This window comes from Bradyrhizobium diazoefficiens, from assembly GCF_016612535.1.
In the GTDB taxonomy this organism is placed as follows: domain Bacteria; phylum Pseudomonadota; class Alphaproteobacteria; order Rhizobiales; family Xanthobacteraceae; genus Bradyrhizobium; species Bradyrhizobium diazoefficiens_C.
The window spans coordinates 1,145,732-1,165,989 of record NZ_JAENXS010000001.1 but is presented as its reverse complement, the minus strand read 5'-3'; the positions used below and the strand labels follow the sequence as shown (position 1 = coordinate 1,165,989).

The 20,258-nt window shown below is 63.9% G+C and carries 25 protein-coding genes; 15 read left to right on the top strand and 10 right to left on the bottom strand.

What is annotated here, in order from left to right; translation table 11 throughout:
• Positions 1-40: 40 nt before the first annotated feature.
• The 3 genes from JJE66_RS05590 to JJE66_RS05580 all read left to right on the top strand — a co-directional run bounded on the left by JJE66_RS05590 (position 41) and on the right by JJE66_RS05580 (position 3,658).
• Positions 41-1,393, top strand: a complete 1,353-nt coding sequence (locus JJE66_RS05590) for an O-antigen ligase (protein ID WP_200513093.1) — start codon at positions 41-43, stop codon at positions 1,391-1,393.
• Between the two features lie 152 nt (positions 1,394-1,545).
• A complete protein-coding gene (locus JJE66_RS05585) occupies positions 1,546-2,691 on the top strand; it encodes a GNAT family N-acetyltransferase (protein ID WP_200513092.1) in 1,146 nt (381 codons plus the stop codon).
• A gap of 82 nt (positions 2,692-2,773) precedes the next feature.
• The gene (locus tag JJE66_RS05580) at positions 2,774-3,658 is read left to right on the top strand and encodes a protein-L-isoaspartate O-methyltransferase (RefSeq protein ID WP_200513091.1); all 885 of its coding nucleotides are present in this window, start codon (positions 2,774-2,776) and stop codon (positions 3,656-3,658) included.
• Between the two features lie 71 nt (positions 3,659-3,729).
• Here JJE66_RS05580 and wrbA read toward each other — a convergent pair whose 3' ends face one another.
• Genes wrbA through JJE66_RS05565 form a run of 3 tightly spaced genes read right to left on the bottom strand, consistent with a single transcriptional unit; the run spans position 3,730 to position 5,863 of the window.
• Complete coding sequence (gene wrbA, locus JJE66_RS05575; protein ID WP_200513090.1) at positions 3,730-4,329, bottom strand: NAD(P)H:quinone oxidoreductase; 600 nt, start codon at positions 4,327-4,329, stop codon at positions 3,730-3,732.
• A 46-nt stretch (positions 4,330-4,375) separates the two neighbouring features.
• Positions 4,376-5,074: a pirin family protein gene (locus tag JJE66_RS05570; RefSeq protein ID WP_200513089.1), complete on the bottom strand. Its 699-nt coding sequence runs from the start codon at positions 5,072-5,074 to the stop codon at positions 4,376-4,378.
• A gap of 36 nt (positions 5,075-5,110) precedes the next feature.
• A complete protein-coding gene (locus tag JJE66_RS05565) occupies positions 5,111-5,863 on the bottom strand; it encodes an SDR family NAD(P)-dependent oxidoreductase (RefSeq protein WP_200513088.1) in 753 nt (250 codons plus the stop codon).
• A gap of 116 nt (positions 5,864-5,979) precedes the next feature.
• On the opposite strand from JJE66_RS05565, the gene JJE66_RS05560 reads away from it, so the two are divergent.
• Positions 5,980-6,912 (top strand): LysR family transcriptional regulator, encoded by a 933-nt coding sequence (locus tag JJE66_RS05560; protein WP_200513087.1) that lies wholly within the window; start codon positions 5,980-5,982, stop codon positions 6,910-6,912.
• A gap of 118 nt (positions 6,913-7,030) precedes the next feature.
• Here JJE66_RS05560 and JJE66_RS05555 read toward each other — a convergent pair whose 3' ends face one another.
• A complete protein-coding gene (locus tag JJE66_RS05555; RefSeq protein WP_200513086.1) occupies positions 7,031-7,288 on the bottom strand; it encodes a hypothetical protein in 258 nt (85 codons plus the stop codon).
• 280 nt (positions 7,289-7,568) lie between these two features.
• Here JJE66_RS05555 and JJE66_RS05550 point away from each other — a divergent pair, with 280 nt between their 5' ends.
• Positions 7,569-7,919: a hypothetical protein gene (locus JJE66_RS05550; RefSeq protein WP_200513085.1), complete on the top strand. Its 351-nt coding sequence runs from the start codon at positions 7,569-7,571 to the stop codon at positions 7,917-7,919.
• A gap of 6 nt (positions 7,920-7,925) precedes the next feature.
• Here the strand turns inward: JJE66_RS05550 and JJE66_RS05545 are convergent, their stop codons facing one another.
• From JJE66_RS05545 to JJE66_RS05535, 3 genes are all read right to left on the bottom strand, one after another.
• Positions 7,926-8,393 (bottom strand): YbaK/EbsC family protein, encoded by a 468-nt coding sequence (locus JJE66_RS05545; protein WP_200513084.1) that lies wholly within the window; start codon positions 8,391-8,393, stop codon positions 7,926-7,928.
• Positions 8,394-8,420: 27 nt separating this feature from the next.
• Positions 8,421-9,152 carry a haloacid dehalogenase type II gene (locus JJE66_RS05540; protein WP_200513083.1) on the bottom strand — a complete coding sequence of 244 codons (732 nt, stop codon included), beginning with the start codon at positions 9,150-9,152 and terminating at the stop codon, positions 8,421-8,423.
• Positions 9,153-9,237: 85 nt separating this feature from the next.
• The gene (locus JJE66_RS05535; protein WP_200513082.1) at positions 9,238-10,122 is read right to left on the bottom strand and encodes an amidohydrolase family protein; all 885 of its coding nucleotides are present in this window, start codon (positions 10,120-10,122) and stop codon (positions 9,238-9,240) included.
• Between the two features lie 133 nt (positions 10,123-10,255).
• Between JJE66_RS05535 and JJE66_RS05530 the strand changes: the two genes are divergently transcribed.
• The 5 genes from JJE66_RS05530 to JJE66_RS05510 all read left to right on the top strand — a co-directional run bounded on the left by JJE66_RS05530 (position 10,256) and on the right by JJE66_RS05510 (position 12,651).
• Entirely contained in the window at positions 10,256-10,732 is a 477-nt protein-coding gene (locus tag JJE66_RS05530; protein ID WP_200513081.1) for a MaoC family dehydratase N-terminal domain-containing protein, read from the top strand.
• A 13-nt stretch (positions 10,733-10,745) separates the two neighbouring features.
• Complete coding sequence (locus tag JJE66_RS05525) at positions 10,746-11,180, top strand: MaoC family dehydratase (RefSeq protein ID WP_200513080.1); 435 nt, start codon at positions 10,746-10,748, stop codon at positions 11,178-11,180.
• A 208-nt stretch (positions 11,181-11,388) separates the two neighbouring features.
• Positions 11,389-11,514, top strand: coding sequence for a type B 50S ribosomal protein L36 (gene ykgO / locus JJE66_RS05520; protein ID WP_006611362.1), 126 nt, complete (start codon positions 11,389-11,391; stop codon positions 11,512-11,514).
• A gap of 112 nt (positions 11,515-11,626) precedes the next feature.
• Positions 11,627-12,265 (top strand): tetratricopeptide repeat protein, encoded by a 639-nt coding sequence (locus tag JJE66_RS05515; protein WP_200513079.1) that lies wholly within the window; start codon positions 11,627-11,629, stop codon positions 12,263-12,265.
• A 125-nt stretch (positions 12,266-12,390) separates the two neighbouring features.
• Positions 12,391-12,651, top strand: coding sequence for a hypothetical protein (locus JJE66_RS05510; RefSeq protein ID WP_200513078.1), 261 nt, complete (start codon positions 12,391-12,393; stop codon positions 12,649-12,651).
• Here JJE66_RS05510 and JJE66_RS05505 read toward each other — a convergent pair.
• Positions 12,648-12,830 carry a hypothetical protein gene (locus tag JJE66_RS05505; protein ID WP_200513077.1) on the bottom strand — a complete coding sequence of 61 codons (183 nt, stop codon included), beginning with the start codon at positions 12,828-12,830 and terminating at the stop codon, positions 12,648-12,650. The two genes, JJE66_RS05510 and JJE66_RS05505, sit on opposite strands and share 4 nt — an antisense overlap.
• Before the next feature lie 328 nt (positions 12,831-13,158).
• On the opposite strand from JJE66_RS05505, the gene JJE66_RS05500 reads away from it, so the two are divergent.
• Positions 13,159-14,115, top strand: coding sequence for an alpha/beta fold hydrolase (locus JJE66_RS05500; RefSeq protein ID WP_200513076.1), 957 nt, complete (start codon positions 13,159-13,161; stop codon positions 14,113-14,115).
• A gap of 118 nt (positions 14,116-14,233) precedes the next feature.
• Here the strand turns inward: JJE66_RS05500 and cycA are convergent, their stop codons facing one another.
• Positions 14,234-14,629 (bottom strand): cytochrome c-550 CycA, encoded by a 396-nt coding sequence (cycA, locus tag JJE66_RS05495; protein ID WP_200513075.1) that lies wholly within the window; start codon positions 14,627-14,629, stop codon positions 14,234-14,236.
• Positions 14,630-14,897: 268 nt separating this feature from the next.
• On the opposite strand from cycA, the gene JJE66_RS05490 reads away from it, so the two are divergent.
• Positions 14,898-16,391, top strand: coding sequence for an FAD-linked oxidase C-terminal domain-containing protein (locus JJE66_RS05490; protein WP_200513074.1), 1,494 nt, complete (start codon positions 14,898-14,900; stop codon positions 16,389-16,391).
• Positions 16,392-16,660: 269 nt separating this feature from the next.
• Here the strand turns inward: JJE66_RS05490 and JJE66_RS05485 are convergent, their stop codons facing one another.
• Positions 16,661-16,999, bottom strand: coding sequence for a putative quinol monooxygenase (locus JJE66_RS05485; protein WP_200513073.1), 339 nt, complete (start codon positions 16,997-16,999; stop codon positions 16,661-16,663).
• A 193-nt stretch (positions 17,000-17,192) separates the two neighbouring features.
• On the opposite strand from JJE66_RS05485, the gene JJE66_RS05480 reads away from it, so the two are divergent.
• The 3 genes from JJE66_RS05480 (at position 17,193) to JJE66_RS37885 (ending at position 20,183) form a co-directional block, all read left to right on the top strand.
• Positions 17,193-18,431 (top strand): FAD-binding protein, encoded by a 1,239-nt coding sequence (locus tag JJE66_RS05480; protein WP_200513072.1) that lies wholly within the window; start codon positions 17,193-17,195, stop codon positions 18,429-18,431.
• Positions 18,428-19,750, top strand: coding sequence for a glycolate oxidase subunit GlcF (glcF, locus tag JJE66_RS05475; RefSeq protein WP_200513071.1), 1,323 nt, complete (start codon positions 18,428-18,430; stop codon positions 19,748-19,750). Before JJE66_RS05480 ends, glcF begins: the two co-directional genes overlap by 4 nt.
• A gap of 70 nt (positions 19,751-19,820) precedes the next feature.
• Complete coding sequence (locus JJE66_RS37885) at positions 19,821-20,183, top strand: histone (RefSeq protein WP_246756098.1); 363 nt, start codon at positions 19,821-19,823, stop codon at positions 20,181-20,183.
• Positions 20,184-20,258: the final 75 nt, after the last annotated feature.

Sequence of the window (20,258 nt, the reverse complement as noted above, 5' to 3'; positions counted from 1 at the left end):
ACCTGCGAGGTCCCCGTTCGTCCCCTACCGGCCTTGAGACATGGATCGCAGCGCCGCAGACATGACTGACGTCGAGGCCCGCTCGCTCGGCCGGGCGCTGCGCGACGAGCTGACGAGGCTGAACGTTGTGCAGATGGCGCGCTGCCTGATTGCGATGGCGGCTCTGCTCCTGGTCATGATCACGCTCGATCCGTTCGCCGATTTGCGCAGCGAGGATGTCGCCAACGTCATCGGCGGACGCATGGCGCTGGACTACGTCACCTTCGGCCTGCTGGCCGCGGTCGCCGTGCTGTTTGCCCTCGCCACCGATGCACCCTCGCTGAAGACGCTGGTGACGCCGCTGCATCTCTGCTTCGTCGGCTGGATGCTGCTCAACCTGGTGCTCTCGGAGAGCCGCGAGGTCTCGATCCAGCGCTTCGTGCTCGCCGCCAGCGTGACGTCGCTCGCCGTGCTGCTGCCGCTGTTGCCGCCGACGCAGCGGAGCTTCAATCTATGCCTCGGCGGCGCCGCCCTGGCGCTGCTGGTGCTGTGCTATCTCGGCGTTGTCCTCGCCCCGCAATATGCGATCCACACGGCGCTCGACATCGCGGAGCCGCAGCTCGCTGGCGACTGGCGCGGCAGTTTTGGCCACAAAAACGTCGCCTCGCCCGTCATGACGATTCTGGTCTATGTCGGCATTTACCTGTCAGCCGTCGGCTCGTTCGTCATGGGACCCACGATCGCCGTGCTGGCCGGCATCTTCCTGATCTTCACGGGTGGCAAGACGTCGTCGGTGCTGTGCCTTACCATCTATGCCCTGGCATCGCTGGTCTATGTGGCGCGGGGCCTGTGGCTGAAGCGGATCATCTGCTTTGCGCCACTGATCGTGATGAACCTGCTGACGGTTGGCAGTGTCGTGAGCCCGGTGCTCGGCAGCATCACGCGGGCGCTTCCGGTCGATCCCACTTTCACCGGCCGTTCCGACGTCTGGGAGTTTGCGCTCGCCGCGGTCGCGGAAAAGCCGATCACCGGTCACGGTTATGCGGCGTTCTGGGACGGCGTGACGGAGCGGCAGACCGCCCAGGGCTCGGAATGGGCGGTGACGGCGGCGCACAGCCACAACAGCTATCTCGACCTCGCCGTCACCATCGGCCTGCCCGGCCTGCTGCTGGTCGTCCTCATCTTCGTGTTTGAGCCGCTGCGCAATTTCCAGGAGGCTCAGGCCCACAACCGCAGCAACGCGCTGGGCAAGTTGTTCCTGACCATCTGGCTGTTCGGCCTGTATTTCGGGACGACGGAGACTTTCCTGCTCGAGCGGCAGAATCCGGTCTGGTTCATGTTCGCGATGGCGGTCGCCGGATTGCATTTCCTGGCCAGGTTCCAGTGCGTCGCGCAGATGGAACCCGACCGCTGACAATCTGTCGCAGCCGTGCGTTTCATATCGGCACATGAGAGACAGCGCGCGTGCCGCGACGGTATCCATTTAACGATAAGCAGCGACATAACTTGTGGTCTGCGGCAAAACATAATCTATCTGGAAACGTTCAGTAATTGTATGCCCCGCAAATGGCGTTTCTCAGCGTCGAACAACTAGACGGTCAGGTGTCCAGCACGTCGGGAATCTCAGTCGATTTCATGCGTGACTGGCCGAGGGCCGCATTGCGCCTGAACGCTGGCCATCGCACCGCATTTCAACATGGTTACTGGCTCGGCGCCTGGTACGAGGCCTTTCATGGCGTCGCGCCGCTGATTGCCGTGATCTCCGATTCCGCGACCGGCAAGGACATCGCGGTGGTGCCGATGATCAGCCACATGCGGCGCGGCATCCGTGTCGTCGAGTTTGCCGATCTCGGGGTTTCCGACAACAATGCGCCGGTCCTCGCCTGCGACGCGACGTTCGATGCGAGCGGTGCGCAGGCGATCGGCGCGGCGCTGGTCGATGCGTTGCGCGCATTGCCTGATGGCTTCGACCTGCTGCGCCTGAAGAAGATGCCGACCTATGTCGGCGCCAGGTCGAACCCGCTGGTGGCACTCGGCCGTCTCGGATCCTGCTCGCTCAACGGCAACCTCGTGCTGACCGGCGACGACTATGCGGACTACCAAGCCTCGATCAAGCGCATGCAGATGCCGCGCTGCTGGCGTGTGTTCAGCCGCCATGCCGGCGCGCGGTTCGAGATCGCGACCGATGTCGCGCGCGCGCGCGAGCTGCTCGAGGTGATGGATGTCCAGCAGCAAGAGCGCATGCAACAGCTCGGCTCGCGGTTCGTCCTCAACGACGAGGCGCATGCCAGATTTTACCGCGAGGTGGCGCGGCAAGGCGTCGCAGAAGGTTATGCAATCGTCTCGGCGCTCGTCTGCGACGAGGGTATCGTCGCCACCACGCTCGGCGTCAGATACGGCGCAACTTATTTCCTGCTGCGGATCGGTCACGCCGGCAAGTCGTGGGCGAATTGCTCGCCGGGGCTTCTCGTCACCGAGCGCACCATGGCGGCGCTGCATGCGCAGGGCGTGCGGCGCTTCGATCTCAGCATCGGCAATCACGACTACAAGCGGCGCTTCGGCGCCGAGCCGGTACCGCTGACTGATGTGAGCGTCGCGCTGTCCTGGCGCGGGCTGCCTTACGTTCTGCGCGACCATGCGGCGCAGGGCTTGCGGCGTCACCCGAAGCTCGCCGCCTTCGCGGCGCGAGCGATGGGCAGGTCGGCACGCTGAAGCGCGCAGCGCCGCCGGTTGCGGCAGTCACTCGAATATCGCATTCGTTGTGCTATCGTTGCCTCCGCAGCCCGGAGGCGACATGGACAATCGTTCGGACAAATATCGCGCGTTCTATGCGCAGTTGGTCTGCGCCGCAGCAAAAGCCACGGACCCTCGCATCGAGCAGGCGTTTCGCAACGTGAGGCGCGAGTCCTTCGCCGGACCCGGGCCGTGGTCGATCTCGCTCGGCGGTCACCCCTATGTCGTGACGCCCGACGACGATCCCGCCTTCCTTTATCAGAATGCGCTGCTGGCGCTGGACCCGGCGCGCGGCATCAACATCGGCATGCCCGGCGCGCACGCTTATTGGCTCAGCGGCTGCGGCGTCAGGGAAGGCGAGACCGTGCTGCAGATCGGTGCGGGCACTGGCTACTACACCGCCATTCTCGCCGAGCTCGTCGGACCCAATGGCCGCGTCTATGCTTACGAGATCGACGAACGCCTGGCGGCGCTGGCGCGCGAGAACCTGAAAGACATCGTCACAGTCGAGTTGCGCGAGCGCTCGGGCATTGCGTCCGATCTGCCTGATGTCGACGTGATCTATGTCTGCGCCGGCGCGGCGCAGCCGGCCATCGAATGGCTCGATGCGCTGCGGCCGGGCGGGCGGCTGGTATTTCCGCTTGCGCCGGAGGGCGTGCTCGGTGGCATGCTGATGATCACGCGGCCGGAGCAGGGCGCAATTTGGCCGGCCAAATTCTTAGGCCGCGCCCAGTTCATCGGCTGCGCGGGACTCCAGGATGCCGAGGCCGGCCGGCGACTGGCCGAGGCTTTCGCAAAGGGGTGGGAGGGCGTGCAGTCGTTGCGGAGAGGGGACACGCCCGACGAGACGTGCTGGTTCGCCGGCGACGGCTGGTGGCTTTCAACGGCGCCCGCATCTGCGCCGGCGGTCAGCATCCCGGCGCATGCGGACATCACGCAGACCTAGCAAGTCGCTTGTGCGATCGAGTGGATGTGAATCGGGCGGCATTCTCTTGAGAGAACGCCGCCCGTATCGCATCAGCCGTGAAGCTTCTTGGCGGTCTCCGCGATCTGGCGCCCCTGATAGCGTGCGCCGGCGAGCTCGTTGGCGCTGGGTTGGCGGCTGCCGTCGCCGCCGGTGATCGTGGTGGCGCCGTAGGGCGCGCCGCCGGTGACCTCGTCGAGCTTCATCTGCCCGGCGAAGCCATAATTCATGCCGACGATCACCATGCCGAAATGCAAGAGGTTGGTGATGATCGAGAACAACGTCGTCTCCTGGCCACCATGCTGGGTTGCGCTTGCGGTGAAGGCGCCGCCGACCTTGCCGTGCAGCGCGCCCTTGGCCCAGAGCCCGCCGGCCTGGTCCAAAAAGTTCGCCATCTGCGAGGCCATCCGACCAAAGCGGGTGCCGGTGCCGACGATGATCGCGTCGTAATTGGCGAGGTCCTCGATCTTGGCGACGGGAGCGGCCTGATCGACCTTGTAATAGGAAGCTTTCGCGACTTCGGCCGGCACGAGCTCCGGCACGCGCTTGATGTCGACGGTGGCGCCGGCTTCACGGGCGCCTTCGGCGACGGCATTGGCCATCGCTTCGATGTGGCCATAGGCGGAATAATAGAGGACGAGAACTTTGGTCATGGTGGTCTCCGTTGGGATCGAGTGAGTCGATTGGTTGCTTGGGTCGTTATGCCGCGTCGACGAGCACGAGCTCGGAATCTTCCAGAGCCGTGATCTTCAGCCTGGCCTCGTCGCGGATCGCGGCGCCGTCGCGGGCGTTGACGCGGATGCCGTTGATCTCGACCGCGCCTGCCGCAGGCACCAAATAAAGGTGCCGCGACGTCTGCGGCTCGTACTCCGCGCTCTCGCCGGCCTTCAGCGTGGTGGCGAGCACCCGCGCATCGGCGCGGATCGGCAGCGCGTCGGTGTCACCTGCGATGCCGCTCGCGATGGTGACGAGCTTGCCGGAGCGGTCCGACTTCGGGAACGGCTTTGAACCCCAGGTCGGCTGTCCGCCGCGCGCGGTCGGCTCAATCCAGATCTGGAAGATCCGCGTCTTGGTCGGTTCGAGATTGTACTCGGAGTGACGGATGCCGCTGCCGGCACTCATCACCTGCACGTCGCCCGCCTCGGTCCGGCCCGCATTGCCGAGACTGTCCTGATGGGTGATCGCGCCCTCGCGCACATAGGTGATGATCTCCATGTTGGCGTGGGGATGGGCGGGAAAGCCGGTGTTCGGCGCGATCTCGTCGTCGTTCCACACCCGCAGGGCGCCGTGACCCATGTTGTTCGGGTCGTAATGGCTCGCGAAGGAGAAATGATGCTTGGCATTGAGCCAGCCGTGATCGGCGCCGCCGAGTTTTGCGAAAGGTCTGAGTTCGATCATGGGAGTGGTCCTCGTATGGAATTGTTGATGGTTCGATCAGGCGCCAAAGCCGCCGTCGACGTTGAGCACGGTGCCGGTGACGAAGGAGGCTTCCGGGCTTGCGAGGAAGACCACGCCGGCGGCGACTTCCTCGGGGCGGCCGAAGCGCTGCAACGCGTGTTGCTTGCGCTGGGCTTCCGCGAAGTCGCGGTCGTCGTCCGGGTTCATGTCGGTGTTGATCGAGCCGGGTTGCACGACGTTGACCGTGATGCCGCGCGGACCGAGATCGCGTGCCGCACCCTTGGTGTAGCCGACGACCGCTGCCTTGGTGGCGACGTAGTCGGCCAGGCCCGGGAACGAGGCACGGTCGGCAAGCATGGAGCCGACGGTGACGATGCGGCCGCCTTCACCCATCAACTGCGAGGCGGCGCGGATCGCGGCGATCACGCCATGCACGTTGACCTGGTCCTGCCGTTCCAGCGCGGCGGTGTCGGTATTGGCATCGTCGGTCGCGCCGCCAGCGGCCACGCCGGCATTGTTGACGAGGATGTCGAGGTGGCCAAATTCCTTCGCCACGTCGTTGACGAGCTTGGCGACGTCCTTGGCGGAAGCCTGGTCCGCCCGGAAGGCGCGGGCCTTGACGCCCCGGGCCTTCAGTTCGGTGACGACCGCTTCGGCCTTTTCGGGCGAAGCGACGTAGCTGATGGCGACATCCGCGCCTTCGTCGGCGAGAGCGCGGGCAGAGGCCGCGCCGATGCCGCGCGAGCCGCCGGTGACGAGGGCAACCTTGCCTGAGAGCTTCTTTGTCATTGGATTTCTCCAGTCCTGAATTTCTGATGACCCTTGGATAAGCCTGCGCCTGTGGTATAGAAATAGAAACTGTCGAAACGCATTGTTTCATTAAATAACCCATTGGACCAACTGCCATGGCCAAACTCCCCGATTTTGAAGCGCTCGCGATTTTCGCGAAAGTCGTCGAGTTACGGTCGTTTGCGGCCGCGGCCGGCGAACTCGCAATGTCCAAGGCGACGGTGTCCAAGGCGGTGACCCGGCTGGAGGAGCGGCTGGGCGCCCGGCTGTTCAACCGCACGTCGCGCCGGCTCGCGCTGACCGATGCCGGGCACAAGCTCGCCGACCGCGCGACGCGCCTGCTCGCCGACGGCGAGGCGGCCGAGAACGAGGCGCTGGCGCAATCGGTGGCGCCGCGCGGCCTCGTGCGGCTAGCAGTGCCCATGACATTCGGGACCAAGGCGGTGGCGCCGCTGTTGCCGGAATTCTTCGAAACCTATCCCGAAGTCTCGGTCGATCTGCATTTGAGCGATGCGACCGTCGATCTCATTGGCGAAGGTTTTGACATGGCGGTGCGGATCGCACGGCTGCCGGATTCCTCGCTGATCGCGCGGCGGCTCTTCACCATGCCGCGCTTTACGGTGGCCGCGCCGTCCTATCTCAAGAAGCACGGTCGGCCGACGCATCCGATGCATCTCGCCGAGCACAAATGCTTCAGCTACGCCTATCTCTCGACCCCGAACGTCTGGCACTACACCAATTCCGCCGGCGAGCAGGCGAGCGTCCGTCCGGGTGGCCAGCTTCGCGTCAACAATGGTGAAGCCGTCATGCCCGCACTGATCGCCGGCCTCGGCATCGCGGAGCTTCCCGAATTCATCGTCGGCGAGGCGATTTCGTCCGGCGAGGTCGAAGTCATCCTGAAGGACTGGAAACAGGCCGAAGGTGCCGTGCACCTGGTGACGCCGCCCGGTGGCCCGCGCCCCGCCCGCGTCGAAGCGCTCGGCGACTTCCTCGCGGCGAAGCTGCCGGGCACGTGCAAGCGGCGGCCGCGCGGGAAGGCAAAGGCGTAGAGCGACCAGCTTCCACGACCTCCGTCATTGCGAGCGTAGCGAAGCAATCCAGAATGTCTCCGCGGAGGGATTCTGGATTGCTTCGTCGCAAAGAGCTCCTCGCAATGACGTCGTTCGACTACGACACCTTCACGCCGTCGCTCGCGACGATGCGCAGGCTCGGCTTCAGCGTTTCGTCCAGCCGCGTCTTCCATTCGTGGACGCGCGGGTCGGTCGAGCGTGCTGCGCAGACCGCATATTGATGCACGGACTGCGCCAATGCGCGCCGCGCTTCCGGCGTTCGCGTCACGTCCGGCTTCGAGAGCCGCAAGACGATCGCGGCGAGATTCACCAGCATCTCGTCCAATGCGAGGTCGATGGTTGCGAGCTTTCCCATGCGAGCTTTCCCATGGCAGACTCCCGAACGGCAACGTTGGCTGCGGGGATGCGTTCCGGACCGGGCTGAACATGGATAATGCTTCGTAAATCCCACCTGGCGACCTGTTTCTTGCGGACCACCGCGAGTTGGGGTTGGGCGCGCGGCTGATTACGGCCGTCAGGCAATCGGCAAGGTGGAATAGTTCCAGTCGTGTTTTCACATTTTTTTGTTGGTTCAGAACCTGTCCGCGTCTCATTGATTGATGAGAATTCGAGAGACTCGGGAAGGGATTAGGACCATGAGAACGGAGCGGATTGCGCTGGGTGTGGCGCTTGCGATTGGCGGCATCGTCGCGCAGAGCGCTGCGTCCGCCGAAGAGTATCGCGGAACCATGGAACAGCAGATGGCCTGCACACCGGACGTGTGGCGGCTGTGCAGCGACCAGATCCCGGACGTGAACCGCATCACGGCTTGTCTGCGGCAGAACACGCCGCAGCTCTCGAGCGGCTGCCGTGCAGTGTTCCAGTCCAACAACCAGATGCCGCAGCAGCAGGTTCCGCGTGGCCGCGCCGTGCCGTCACCGCGCTACAATGCTGCGCCGCCGCCCCCGCCTGCACAGCCCCGGCCTTACGACGATGACGACGACTAGCGTGTTCTAGGGCCTGATCTCGCAGACATCGACCCACTCAGCCGCGGTCAGCTCGGCCATTCGCTCCGGCGTGATGCGTACGGCACTGTGGGTAGAGCCTGCGGCCGGCACCACGATTTCGAACGCCTTCAGCGAGACGTCGCAATAGATCGGCAGCGGCGACTTCAGCCCGAACGGGCAGACGCCGCCGACCTCGTGGCCGGTGATCTCGGCGACCTCTTCCAGCCCCAGCATCTTCGGCTTGCCGCCGAACGCCGCCTTCACCTTCTTGTTGTCCATGCGCGAGGTGCCGGCGGCGACGATCAGGATCACGCGTTCGCCGATGCGCAACGATAGCGTCTTGGCGATCATCCCGGGTTCGACGCCATAGGCTTCCGCGGCCAGCGGTACCGTGGCCGAGCTGATCGGCGATTCCATCACTGATATGTCGGGGGCTTTCTCGGCGAAGAAGGCGCGAACGGATTCCAGGCTCATTCACTTCTCACGGGCGGGCGGCGATGCCTAAGCAATGTTTGGCAGCTCGGAGAGCGTGCGGACACGATGATCCGGCGCAAAGCCGAGTTCGTCCATCTGGGTGCGGATCGCCTTGAACATCGTCAGCGGTGCCACGAGTTCGTTCTCGACGCAAGCCAGCGCCATCGCTTCGGGCGTCACCCGTTCGATCCAGACGACGTTGAGCCCGAACGATTTCGCACCGGCGACGTCCCAGGGATTTGAGGAGACGAACAGCACCTCATCCGGCGCGGTGCCGAGCACCTCGCCGATCAGCTCATAGGCTTGCGGGCTCGGCTTGAAGATCTTCTTCGCATCGACGCTGATGGTGGCATCGAGCAGGCGGTCGAGACCGGAGTTGCCCACCAGCGCATTGAGCATGTCCGGGCTGCCATTGGAGAGGATGGCAAGCTTGCGCGGCTTCAACGCGGTGAGCGCGGCCGTCGCGTCGGAATAAAGATCGAGATGCAGATATTTCTCGATGACGCGCTCGAAAGCCTCGCCCTCATAGGCAAGCCCGAGCAGGCGCAGCGTATAAGCGAGCGAGTCACGGGTGACCGCGGCAAAATCCTGATAGCGCCGCATCAGCGAGCGCAACCAGGTGTATTCGAGCTGCTTGATCCGCCAGACCTGCGTGATGATCTCGCCATAGCCCGGGAACGCATCCTCGGTGATCTCAGCGACCGACTGGATGTCGTAGAGCGTTCCGTAGGCGTCGAAGACGACGGCTTTGATCGTCACGTTGGCCTCGCTAGAGCATGATCCGGAAAAGTATACAGCGATTTTCCGGTCAGATCATGCTCAAAAAACCAAAGCGCGATCGCGCCTAAATCCCCAAAATCTTCCTTGCGTTCGCCTTCAGCACCTTCGGCCGGATCTCGTCGCGGATCTCGATCTTGGCGAAGTCCGACAGCCAGCGGTCCGGCGTGATCACCGGCCAGTCCGAGCCGAACAGCATTTTGTCCTGAAGGATCGAGTTGATATAGCGCACCAGGATCGGCGGGAAATATTTGGGCGACCAGCCGGACAGGTCGATATAGACGTTCGGCTTATGGGTCGCGACCGAGAGCGCCTCTTCCTGCCAGGGGAAAGAAGGATGGGCAAGGATGATCTTGAGGTCGGGGAAGTCGGCCGCGACGTCGTCCATGTACATCGGGTTGGAATATTTCAGCCGCATCCCCATGCCGCCGGGCATCCCGGAGCCGACGCCGGTCTGGCCGGTGTGGAACAGCGCGATCGCACCGCCATTGTTGATCTCTTCATAGAGCGGATAGGCCATGCGGTCGTTGGCGTAGAAGCCCTGCATCGTCGGGTGGAATTTGAAGCCGCGGACGCCGTACTCCTCGATCAGCTTGCGTGCCTCGCGGGCCCCTAACTTGCCCTTGTGCGGGTCGATCGAGACGAAGGGGATGAGGACGTCGAGATGGTCGGAGGCGGCTTCGATCATCTCGTAATTGTTGTAGCGGCGGAAGCCGGTCTCGCGCTCGGCATCGACCGGGAAGATCACGGCGGCGATGTTCTTGGAGCGGTAATAGGCCGCGGTCTCCGGCACGGTCGGCGGATGCTTGTTGGGCGACTTGAAATACTCGGCCATCTGCGCCTGGAAATCGTCATAGCCGTCGTCGGCGTGACAACCGCAGGGCTCCTCGGCGTGGGTGTGGATGTCGATGGCGACAACGTCGTCGATATTGGGCAGCTTCAGCTTCGGCATTGGTTTCCTCCCGACGGGCTGTCAAATTGATTATATGATATAACGAATTTGGCAAGGGCCCCGGCGGGGCATTGGTAGGCGGCCGTCCCTGCGCTAGTGTTTTCGGCAACAATAAAGGCAAGGGAGGCCAAAAATGGCTGAGGCGCAAACCTTCGAGACCGATTTCTGGAAGGACGCTCAATCGCGCAAGGGATGGGACGAGATCGTCCCGGGCGAGCCGCGCCAGACCATCCCCTATACGCTCACCCGCGAAGCGATAGCGCTCTATTGCAAATCGGTCGGAGAGACCCATCCGCTCTATTTCGACGAGGCCTATGCGAGGACGACCCGCTACGGCGGACTGATCGCGCCGCCCTCGATCCACATCATGCTGATGTTTGCCTGCACGCCGGCCGACGACTGGATGCGTTCGCCGGGAACGGTCAATGCGGGGCAGTCCTGGAGCTACAACGTCCCGGCTCGCCCTGGCGATGTGATCCGGCTCGAGGCCCGCGCGCTCGACAAGTTCATCAAGCGCGAGCGGCTGTTCGTCGTGCACGACAACGTCTTCTTCAACAGGGCGGGCGAGGTGATCTGCTCCGGCCGCGGCTGGACCATCCGGCCGATGTGAGGGGAGAGCCACAATGACCGTCACGTTCGAAAGCCTCAATGCCGGCGACTCCATCGAGGGGCCAAGCTTCGCGGTTTCGCGCGAATCCATCCGCCTGTTCTGCGACGCCTCGCTCGACTACAACCCGCTGCATCTCGACGACGACTACATGAAGGGCAGTTTCGGCAAGACCCAGTTCGGCGGCGTGATCATGCACGGCATGAACAATTTTGGCCTGATCTCGCGCATGATCACCGACTGGGCCTATCCGGCCGGCGCGATCCACCGCCGGCTCGAGACAAGATGGGTCAAGCCGGTCCGGCCGGGCGACACCATCCGGCCTTCCGGAATCATCAAGGCGAAGCAGGTCACCGCCAAGTCGCGCTGGGTCGTGATCGATGTCGTCGTGCGGAATCAGGACGAGGAGCGGGTTGCGACCGGCGAGGCCATGGTCGAATTTCCGTTGTAAAACGGCCGGTTCCCTACTTTGCATGGGGTTGTTTTCAAGGATTTGTTGGCTGGGGGGCTGTTTGCATTGACATGCGGTCCCACCATGGCTTAGAAACCGCCGCATCCCGGGCGGTCGGTCCGCCAGCGGGAAAGATCTCATTTGCCACATTCGCGCGTGCCGAAACGGTAGTGCCGAACACGGCCTTTCGAACGTTCAGGATTCTGCCATGAAGGTCCGTAACTCGCTGAAATCGCTGCGCGGTCGCCATCGCGCCAACCGCCTGGTCCGCCGCAAGGGCCGGGTCTATGTGATCAACAAGGTGCAGCGCCGCTTCAAGGCTCGCCAGGGCTGATCTTTGGGCGGCTAAGCTAGCCCTCGCGCGCGCCCCGCAAGACCACGGTTTCACACGAGTTTGACGCCGCCCCTGCTATGCAAGGGCGGCTTTACGCGTTTAGACTTTGGCCATGGCAGTGAGATTCCCTTTCGCGCGCATCCTGTATCTGGCCCTCGTTCTGGGAGCCGCCGGGCTCGCGCCGGCATCGGCGTCGGATGATCCGGCCCCGCCGGCGAAGCAGCAGAAGAAGCTGCCGGAGGCGCCGGCCAAGCTGCCCAAGGCCGACCGCACCAAGAATCTCGACTTCCTGTTCGGCGCGCTGAAGGCCGCCCCTGACGATGCCAGCGCCAAACACGTCGAGGCGAAGATCTGGGCGATCTGGATCCAGACCCCGAGCGACACTGCGGCACTGCTGATGGCGCGGGCCAAGGCGGCCGTCGACGCACAGAAGATCAACGTCGCGATCAAGCTTCTGGATGCGGTCATCAAGCTCCGGCCCGACTACATCGAAGCCTGGAACCGGCGCGCCACGCTTTATTATTTGCAGAACGACTATGCCCGCTCGCTCGCCGACATCCGCGAGGTCCTGATCCGGGAGCCCCGTCATTTCGGCGCGCTCGCAGGGCTCGGCATGATCATGCAGGACGTCGGCGACGAGAAGCGCGCGCTCGAGGCCTACCGCAAGGCGCTTGCCGTCAATCCGCACCTCGAGAAAATCCCCGAGCAGGTGAAGGCCTTGACCGAGAAGGTCGAAGGCCGCGACATCTAGCCTATAACTCGATCATTTTTCGAGCGATTGCGGCGCGCGGTGATTAACCACGATAAGAAGCGCAATGCCGCAAGGACTATTGTCGCTGCGGCCGCAGGTCTACCTGCATGGCAGGAGCAAAAGCCATGAAGCGTTTGATCTTTGCTTGTAGCTTGCTGTTGGCGTCGGGAACGATGAGCCTCGCCGACGGACTGTTCTGGGTGGTCGGCAACCGTGCCACCGGCAAATGCAACATCGTGACCAGCAATCCGGTCATCAACGGCGACATCTGGTTCGGCGATGGTCCTTACAAATCCAAGGACGATGCCAAGCTGGCGCGCACGACCATCCGCGCCTGTCCCGCGCTCACCCCCGACGAGGAAAAGGCCGAGGACGGCGCCGGCTAGTGCAGGACGTTGCCGCCGCGCTCGGTGAGGCCCTGATCGACGGCTGCGGCATAGGCCTTCGCAAGCTCCGCCTCGAGATGCTCGTTAATCAGGAGCAGCGCCCGCACGGCACCGCGCAGGTCACCGTTGCAGCTGGCGACGATCTCGTCGATTGCGGTGTCATTCGATCTGAAGCTCATCGAAAATCCTCCGGTTCAAACCAGGACAATCTTGCCGGTCTTTCCTGCATCCCCTGAGGTTGCGAGGAGGGATCGGCGCCCATCCGAGTCTAGATGGCGGAACCGACCGTGGCGATTATAAGGAAGCTGCGATGACGACTGCATGAAGCTGGTCTGAGGCTTGTGCATCAACAAGCTGGATCATTGATTTTGTTGAATTTTTTGGTTCGGCAATTATGCACATATCCACAGGCCGGCCTTTCGGTGGAAGCGCTAAGCTTCCCTGCGCGAAACGGCCGCCTACGTAACCCGTAACTGCGATGTGCCCTGGATTGCCCGGACTCTCTTCATGATCGTGATGTCAGCCGTGACGGCGCTGGTGCTGCTGGCGCTGGTCACGCAGGCCGGAATTGTTGCCGTACAGCGCGCATTCCCGCCCCAGGGCCGGATGATCGAGGTCGACGGCGCGGCGCTCCATGTCGTCGAGATCGGCCCGCGCGATGCCGGCCTCCCGATTGTGATGTTGCACGGCGCGAGCTCCAACCTCGAAGTGATGCGCCACCCGCTCGGCGATCTCCTCGCCAAAGAGCATCGCGTCATCCTGATTGACCGTCCCGGCCACGGCTGGAGTACCCGCGCACGGCGGCAAGATTCAACGCCGGACATCCAGGCGCGGATGATCGACGAAGCGCTCGGCAAGCTCGGGATTGATCGTGCGGTCTTCGTCGTGCATTCCTGGAGCGGCGCGCTCGGTGCGCGGCTGGCGCTCGATCACGCGAACCGCGTCGCCGGCCTCGTGATGCTGGCGCCCGTGACCCATCCCTGGCGCGGCGGCGTCGGCCGCTACAACGAGATCATCGCAATGCCGGTGATCGGCCCGCTGCTCGCCTACACCATCACGTTGCCGCTGGGGTACTTCGTCGCCGAGTCCGGCGCGCGCAATGTCTTCCTGCCGCAGACGATGCCGGACGGCTTCGTGAAGGACTCGGCGACGCCGCTGTTGCTGCGTCCGCGCGAATTCATCGCCAATGCCTATGATCTGGTGACGCTGAAGGCGTGGGTGGCCGCGCAAGTCGCGCGCTACGGCGAGATCAAGGCGCCCGTCACGATCATCGCCGGCGAGCCCGACAGGACGGTGAAGACTGACATCCATGCGCGCCCGTTCGCCGCGACGGTGCCGAATGCGAAGCTGATCGTGTTGCCGGATCTTGGCCACATGGTGCAGAACGCGGTGCCGGATCTCGTGAAGACGGAGATCGAGACGATGATCGGTCAGATCGTCCCGCCGCGGGCGGCCGCCGACTAAAGCGTTTTCAAGCGAAGTGGATATCGGTTCGCGTGAAGAAAACGCGTCAAAACAAAAAGCTGGAGCTTCGGTTCTGATTCAATCAGAACCGAAGCTCCCACGGCCGCCGTTCACGCGCTTACTGCTTGATCTTGCCGTCCTTGTCGAACTGCGAGACGTAGGCCCAGAGATTGTTGATTTCGGTCTCGTTCTTGATGCCGGCGAATGCCATCTTGGTGCCCGGAATCTTGGCCTTCGGATCTTTGATGTATTCCTTGAACTGCGCCTCGTTCCAGGTGATGCCGGAATTCTTGTTCGCATCCGAATAATTGTAGTCCGGCGCGGTGCCGGAATGACGGCCGTCGAGGCCGTTGAGCTCGGGGCCAACCTTGTTCTTGGCGCCTTCGCCGATGGCATGGCAGGCCAGGCATTTGTTGAACGACGATTTACCGGCGGCGGCATCCTGCGCCATGGCGCTGGAGGCCGTGGCAGTGACGGTGAGGATCATCAGCGCGCCAAAAGTCAGTTTTTTCATAGGGTGCTCTTCGTCTCTTTCCCGGAGGGGGCTCTTATCTGGTCGGCGATCGTCGAACCTGCCGGTTTTGGCATGGCCGGCTCGGCTTGGACAAGCCACGAAACCATGACAGGTTTCATGATTTCCTACTTGTCCCAGAGCGAACTCGCGCAAGATCGTTGCTCCGACTTTCGGACGGCCTACCCAAACCATCGCGGACGTGGTTGATTTGGCGCGACAAATTGATCGTGCGGCGTGAGCCGGAAGGACAAGTCATGAAGGATGTGATATGGCCATCATGATGCCTGCGAGCGACCAGGCGGTGCTTGCGCGCCGCGCTGAGATCGCTTCTGCGTTGCGCGCAATCGTGCCCGGCGAGGGCGTGATCGACAGCGCCGCCGAGATGCGGGCCTATGAATCCGACGGACTGACCGCCTATCGGCAACCGCCGATGGTCGTGGTGCTGCCGGATACGACCGAGCAGGTCTCGCTCGTCCTGAAATATTGTGCAGAGCACGGCATCAAGGTGGTGCCGCGCGGCTCCGGCACGTCGCTGTCCGGCGGCGCGCTGCCGCTGGAGGACGGCGTGCTGCTGGGCCTTGGCAAGTTCAAGCGCATCCGCGAGATCGATTTCGACAACCGGGTCGTCGTCACCGAGCCCGGCGTCACCAATCTCGCCATCAGCCAGGCGGTCGCGCATGCCGGCTTTTACTACGCGCCCGATCCGTCCTCGCAGATCGCCTGCTCGATCGGTGGCAACGTCGCCGAAAATTCCGGCGGCGTGCACTGCCTGAAATACGGCATGACCACCAACAACGTGCTCGGTTGCGAGATTGTCCTGATGAGCGGCGAGATCCTGCGCATCGGTGGCAAGTCGGCGGAGAGCGCCGGCTACGACCTCATGGGCGTCATCACCGGCTCCGAAGGCCTGCTCGGCATCATCACCGAGATCACCGTCCGCATCCTGCAAAAGCCGGAGACGGCGCGCGCGCTGATGGTCGGCTTCGCAGCTGTCGAGGCGGCCGGCGAATGCGTGGCGCGGATCATCGGCGCCGGCATCATTCCCGGCGGCATGGAGATGATGGACAAGCCCGCGATTCACGCCGCCGAAGCCTTCGTCCATGCCGGCTATCCGCTCGACGTCGAGGCGCTACTCATCATCGAGCTCGACGGTCCCAAGATCGAGGTCGACGAGCTGATCACGCGCGTCGAAGCGATCGCCAATGGCTGCGGCTCGACCACCTGCCAGATCTCGACCTCGGAAGCCGAGCGCAACCTGTTCTGGGCGGGTCGGAAAGCAGCGTTCCCCGCCGTGGGGCGCATCTCGCCCGACTATCTCTGCATGGACGGCACCATTCCGCGCGGCGCGCTGCCGAAGGCGCTCGCGCGCATCCGCGAGCTCTCGGAAAAATACCAGCTCGGCTGCGCCAACGTGTTCCACGCCGGCGACGGCAATCTGCATCCCCTCATCCTCTACGATGCCAACAAGCCCGGTGAGATCGAGCGCGCCGAAGCCTTCGGCGCCGACATCCTGCGCGCCTGCGTCGAGTTCGGCGGCGTGCTCACCGGCGAGCATGGCGTCGGCATTGAGAAGCGCGACCTGATGCCGGAGATGTTCAGCGAGATCGACCTCAACCAGCAGCAGCGGCTGAAATGCGCCTTCGACGCGCAGGGCCTGCTCAATCCAGGCAAGGTCTTCCCGACGCTGCATCGTTGCGCCGAGCTCGGCCGCATGCATGTGCATGCGGGCAAGCTCGCGTTTCCCGACATTCCGCGGTTCTAGCATTGCCCCCTCCCACGAGGGGAGGAGGAAACGTATGGCACTGCGCTGGACATCCGTAACGCTCTCGCCGCGGGCGCGATGTGCATGGCTGTGCCCTCGCCCCTTGTGGGAGAGGGCAGCTCCGCTGGTAGACGCGAACTCACTCGGGCGAGGGGTCTGTCTCCGCGGACGACTCTGCGACCGAAGTCTCTTGCAGTTGAGTTCGCCGAAGCAACCCCCTCATCCGGCGCTCCGCGCCACCTTCTCCCACAAGGGGAGAAGGGAAGGAGTCACATCAGCGCGTATTGCATGCGCTCGCGCTTCGCCAGCAGCGGCAGGGCTTGACCCGCGATATACGTCTTGAAGTGCGGGCTGTCCTGGTGCGCCTTGAAGGCAGCCTCGTCGCGGAACAGCTCGTAGAACAGGAACTGCGCCGGATTGTCGTTTGAGCGGCTGATCAGGAATAGTTTTGCACCGGGCTCGCTTTGCGCCTGCGGGAGGAAGTCGCGCAGGATCCCGGCGACCCGCTCGGCCTCGCCCTCTTTGGCTTCCCACTGTGCGACGACCAAAAGGCCGCCACCACTGGTCGCCTCGCCGATGGTTCGCTGGTTCATGATCTGTTGGTTCATGATTGAACTCCTTTTCGCCTTGGCCCGGCGCCTGCGTGAGAGGGGGCACGGGAACTATTCGATCAATAGCGAAGTTTGGAAGGCGATGATTCGATGGTGATCGAAGTGAAGATGTCACGCCGCGTTGCATCATGAGCCGTCGGCGGCCGCGTGCGAATTGATTTCCGCCGCGAATTTCGCTACCGGCTGATGCGTGGATACGCTCAAGGTACGTGACGCCAAAGACGTCCAAGAGGTGGTGCGGGCGGCGATTGCCAATGAGCAGCCGCTCGAGATCATCGGTCATGGCAGCAAGCGCGGCATCGGGCACACCATGGCGACCAATGCCGTGCTCGACGTCTCCGCGATGAACGCCGTCACCTCCTATGAGCCCAACGAGCTGATCGTCACGCTCCAGGCCGGCGCGCCGCTGGCCGACGTGCTGTCGCTGATCGATGCGAAGAACCAGCAATTCGCCTTCGAGCCTGTCAACACCGCGCCGCTGCTCGGCATGCCCGTATCAGGCACCATCGGCGGCATGATCGCTGCTGGCCTCGCCGGCCCGCGTCGGATCAAGGCGGGCGGGGCGCGCGACCATCTCCTGGGGGCGCATGCCGTCTCTGGCTTTGGCGACAGCTTCAAGACCGGCGGCAAGGTGGTGAAGAACGTCACCGGCTACGACCTCTGCAAGCTGCTTTCGGGGTCGTGGGGCACGCTGTCGGTGATGACCGAGGTCACGCTGAAGGTGATGCCCAAGCCCGAGGCCGAGCGGACGTTGCTGCTGCGCGGGCTCGACGATGCCGCCGCCAACAAGGCGATGACTGCGGCGCTCGGCTCGCCCTATGACGTTTCTGCCGCCGCGCATCTGCCGAAATCGGCTTTCCGCGCCAAGACCGATGGGCTTGGCGACATCGCCGGCCAGGGCGAGGCGTTGACGGTGCTGCGGCTCGAGGGCATCACGGCCTCTGTCAGCCACCGCGCCGGCTCGCTGCGCGAATTGCTGGCGCCGTTCGGAACCGCGACTCTCATCGAGGACGCCGCGTCGTCCGCGCTGTGGGCCACCATTCGCGACGTGCTGCCGTTCGCGACCAGCGGCGCACTCGGCACCTGGCCGGTATGGCGGATTGTCTGTCCGCCGGCCTCGGGCGCGGCGCTCGGCACGCAATTGGCGCGCGAGACCGGCGGCGACGTCATCTACGACTGGGGCGGCGGGCTGATCTGGGCGGCGCTGCCGCCAAAGGACGATGCGCACGCCCCGGCCGTGCGCCAGTGGACCGATGCAATCGGCGGGCATGCCACGCTGATCCGGGCAGCCGAGGAGGTCAGGCGCGGCATCGACGTGTTTCACCCGCAGGCGCCCGGTGTCGCCGCCCTCAGCGAACGGGTCCGCGCCAGTTTCGATCCAAAGTCGATCTTGAACCGGGGACGCTTGAGGCGGAGCGCTACGGTATGAAGACCGAATTCACACTCGCTCAGCTCGCCGACCCCGACATCGCGGAAGCCGACAAGATCCTGCGCGCCTGCGTCCATTGCGGCTTCTGCACCGCGACCTGCCCGACCTATGTGCTGCTTGGCGACGAGCTCGATAGCCCGCGTGGTCGCATCTATCTGATCAAGGAGATGCTGGAGAAGGACCAGGCGCCGACGGCTGAGGTGGTCAAGCATGTCGACCGCTGTCTGTCGTGCCTGGCCTGCATGACGACCTGCCCCTCTGGGGTGAACTACATGCATCTCATCGACCAGGCCCGTGTCAGGATCGAAGAGCGCTATCGGCGCCCGCTGGCCGAGCGGCTGTTGCGCCAGGTGCTGGCCTTCGTCCTGCCCGACCCGCAGCGGTTTCGCATCAGCATGCGGCTGGCGCAGCTGGCCCGGCCCCTTGCGGTCTTCCTGCCGACCCCGCGGCCCTCGGCCACGCCCGGACTGATCCAGCGCCTGAAGGCCATGCTGGCTCTGGCACCTGGCCGGCTGCCGGCGCCGGGTGCTCTTCCGGGCAGCGTGTTCGCAGCGCTCGGCAAGAAGCGCGGCCGGGTCGCGCTGCTCCAGGGCTGCGCCCAGCAGGTACTGGCGCCGCGCATCAACCAGGCCGCCATCAACCTTCTCACCCGTCACGGCATCGAGGTCGTCCTGGTCAAGGGCGAGCAATGCTGCGGCGCGCTCACCCATCACCTCGGTCACGACGATGATGCGCTGGCGCGGGCCCGCGCCAACGTTATGGCTTGGCAAAAGGAGGCGGTCGGCGAAGGGCTCGACGCCATCCTGGTGACGGCGTCCGGCTGTGGCACGGTGATCAAGGACTACGGCTATCTGCTGCGTGAGGACGCTGCGTTCGCAGCCGATGCGGCGAAGGTGTCCGCGCTTGCGAAGGACATCACCGAATACGTCGCCGGGCTCGGCCTTGCGCCGAGCACGCAACGGGACAACATCGTCGTCGCCTATCACTCCGCGTGTTCGTTGCAGCACGGGCAGAAAATCAGGGAGCTCCCGAAAGAATTGCTTTCCAAGAATGGATTCGTGGTGAAAGATGTGCCGGAGAGCCATTTGTGTTGCGGTTCGGCGGGGACCTACAACATTCTCCAACCCGAGCTTGCGGGCAGGTTGCGCGATCGCAAGGTCGCCAACATCGCGAGCGTCAAGCCGGACATGATTGCCGCGGGCAATATCGGCTGCATGGTGCAGATTGCCAGTGGCACGTCAGTTCCGGTCGTACACACGATTGAGCTTCTCGATTGGGCTACGGGCGGGTCGCGGCCGGCAGTGAATGCGTCACGCTGAGCTTTCGTCCGGAGGTGACGGCCGAAGGGCGCCCGATCGACCATTGTTCGGCGGCAACAGGAGGACCACGATGGCGAAAGCGACGAAGAAGAAAAGCAAGAAGGCCAAGAAAGCCAAAAAGGCCAAGAAGGTTGTAGCGGCGAAGAAGGCGACGAAGAAGAAAGCGGCCAAGAGGTCCGCAAAGACAGCCAAGAAGTCTGCGAAGAAATCGGCCAAGAAGGCCGCACCGAAGAAGGCGCCAAAGAAAACCGCGGCGAAGAAGGCGTCGCCGAAGAAGGCAGCCAAGAAAGCGGCTCCGAAGAAGGCGAAGGCAGCTCCCGCGCCGAAGCCGGCGGCTCCAGTGGCTGCGCCGGCTCCCGAGCCTGCCGCCGAGACAAGCTGGGCGATGCCTTCGTCTTCTGCGGAACCGACGCCGGCTGAGGGGCAGGGTTAGGCCCAAGGTTCGGCTCAAGGTCAGGCCAAAGGCTGGGTCTGCCCCCACGACAACGATCCACAACAGGAAGGCCGC

What these genes read in the sequence shown, in the direction of transcription:
- JJE66_RS05590 (WP_200513093.1), top strand. Translation starts at nt 41, where the DNA reads ATGGATCGCAGCGCCGCAGACATGACTGACGTCGAGGCCCGCTCGCTC.
- JJE66_RS05585 (WP_200513092.1), top strand. Translation starts at nt 1,546, where the DNA reads ATGGCGTTTCTCAGCGTCGAACAACTAGACGGTCAGGTGTCCAGCACG.
- JJE66_RS05580 (WP_200513091.1), top strand. Translation starts at nt 2,774, where the DNA reads ATGGACAATCGTTCGGACAAATATCGCGCGTTCTATGCGCAGTTGGTC.
- wrbA (WP_200513090.1), bottom strand. Translation starts at nt 4,329, where the DNA reads ATGACCAAAGTTCTCGTCCTCTATTATTCCGCCTATGGCCACATCGAA.
- JJE66_RS05570 (WP_200513089.1), bottom strand. Translation starts at nt 5,074, where the DNA reads ATGATCGAACTCAGACCTTTCGCAAAACTCGGCGGCGCCGATCACGGC.
- JJE66_RS05565 (WP_200513088.1), bottom strand. Translation starts at nt 5,863, where the DNA reads ATGACAAAGAAGCTCTCAGGCAAGGTTGCCCTCGTCACCGGCGGCTCG.
- JJE66_RS05560 (WP_200513087.1), top strand. Translation starts at nt 5,980, where the DNA reads ATGGCCAAACTCCCCGATTTTGAAGCGCTCGCGATTTTCGCGAAAGTC.
- JJE66_RS05555 (WP_200513086.1), bottom strand. Translation starts at nt 7,288, where the DNA reads ATGGGAAAGCTCGCAACCATCGACCTCGCATTGGACGAGATGCTGGTG.
- JJE66_RS05550 (WP_200513085.1), top strand. Translation starts at nt 7,569, where the DNA reads ATGAGAACGGAGCGGATTGCGCTGGGTGTGGCGCTTGCGATTGGCGGC.
- JJE66_RS05545 (WP_200513084.1), bottom strand. Translation starts at nt 8,393, where the DNA reads ATGAGCCTGGAATCCGTTCGCGCCTTCTTCGCCGAGAAAGCCCCCGAC.
- JJE66_RS05535 (WP_200513082.1), bottom strand. Translation starts at nt 10,122, where the DNA reads ATGCCGAAGCTGAAGCTGCCCAATATCGACGACGTTGTCGCCATCGAC.
- JJE66_RS05530 (WP_200513081.1), top strand. Translation starts at nt 10,256, where the DNA reads ATGGCTGAGGCGCAAACCTTCGAGACCGATTTCTGGAAGGACGCTCAA.
- JJE66_RS05525 (WP_200513080.1), top strand. Translation starts at nt 10,746, where the DNA reads ATGACCGTCACGTTCGAAAGCCTCAATGCCGGCGACTCCATCGAGGGG.
- ykgO (WP_006611362.1), top strand. Translation starts at nt 11,389, where the DNA reads ATGAAGGTCCGTAACTCGCTGAAATCGCTGCGCGGTCGCCATCGCGCC.
- JJE66_RS05515 (WP_200513079.1), top strand. Translation starts at nt 11,627, where the DNA reads ATGGCAGTGAGATTCCCTTTCGCGCGCATCCTGTATCTGGCCCTCGTT.
- JJE66_RS05510 (WP_200513078.1), top strand. Translation starts at nt 12,391, where the DNA reads ATGAAGCGTTTGATCTTTGCTTGTAGCTTGCTGTTGGCGTCGGGAACG.
- JJE66_RS05505 (WP_200513077.1), bottom strand. Translation starts at nt 12,830, where the DNA reads ATGAGCTTCAGATCGAATGACACCGCAATCGACGAGATCGTCGCCAGC.
- JJE66_RS05500 (WP_200513076.1), top strand. Translation starts at nt 13,159, where the DNA reads ATGATCGTGATGTCAGCCGTGACGGCGCTGGTGCTGCTGGCGCTGGTC.
- cycA (WP_200513075.1), bottom strand. Translation starts at nt 14,629, where the DNA reads ATGAAAAAACTGACTTTTGGCGCGCTGATGATCCTCACCGTCACTGCC.
- JJE66_RS05490 (WP_200513074.1), top strand. Translation starts at nt 14,898, where the DNA reads ATGGCCATCATGATGCCTGCGAGCGACCAGGCGGTGCTTGCGCGCCGC.
- JJE66_RS05485 (WP_200513073.1), bottom strand. Translation starts at nt 16,999, where the DNA reads ATGAACCAACAGATCATGAACCAGCGAACCATCGGCGAGGCGACCAGT.
- glcF (WP_200513071.1), top strand. Translation starts at nt 18,428, where the DNA reads ATGAAGACCGAATTCACACTCGCTCAGCTCGCCGACCCCGACATCGCG.
- JJE66_RS37885 (WP_246756098.1), top strand. Translation starts at nt 19,821, where the DNA reads ATGGCGAAAGCGACGAAGAAGAAAAGCAAGAAGGCCAAGAAAGCCAAA.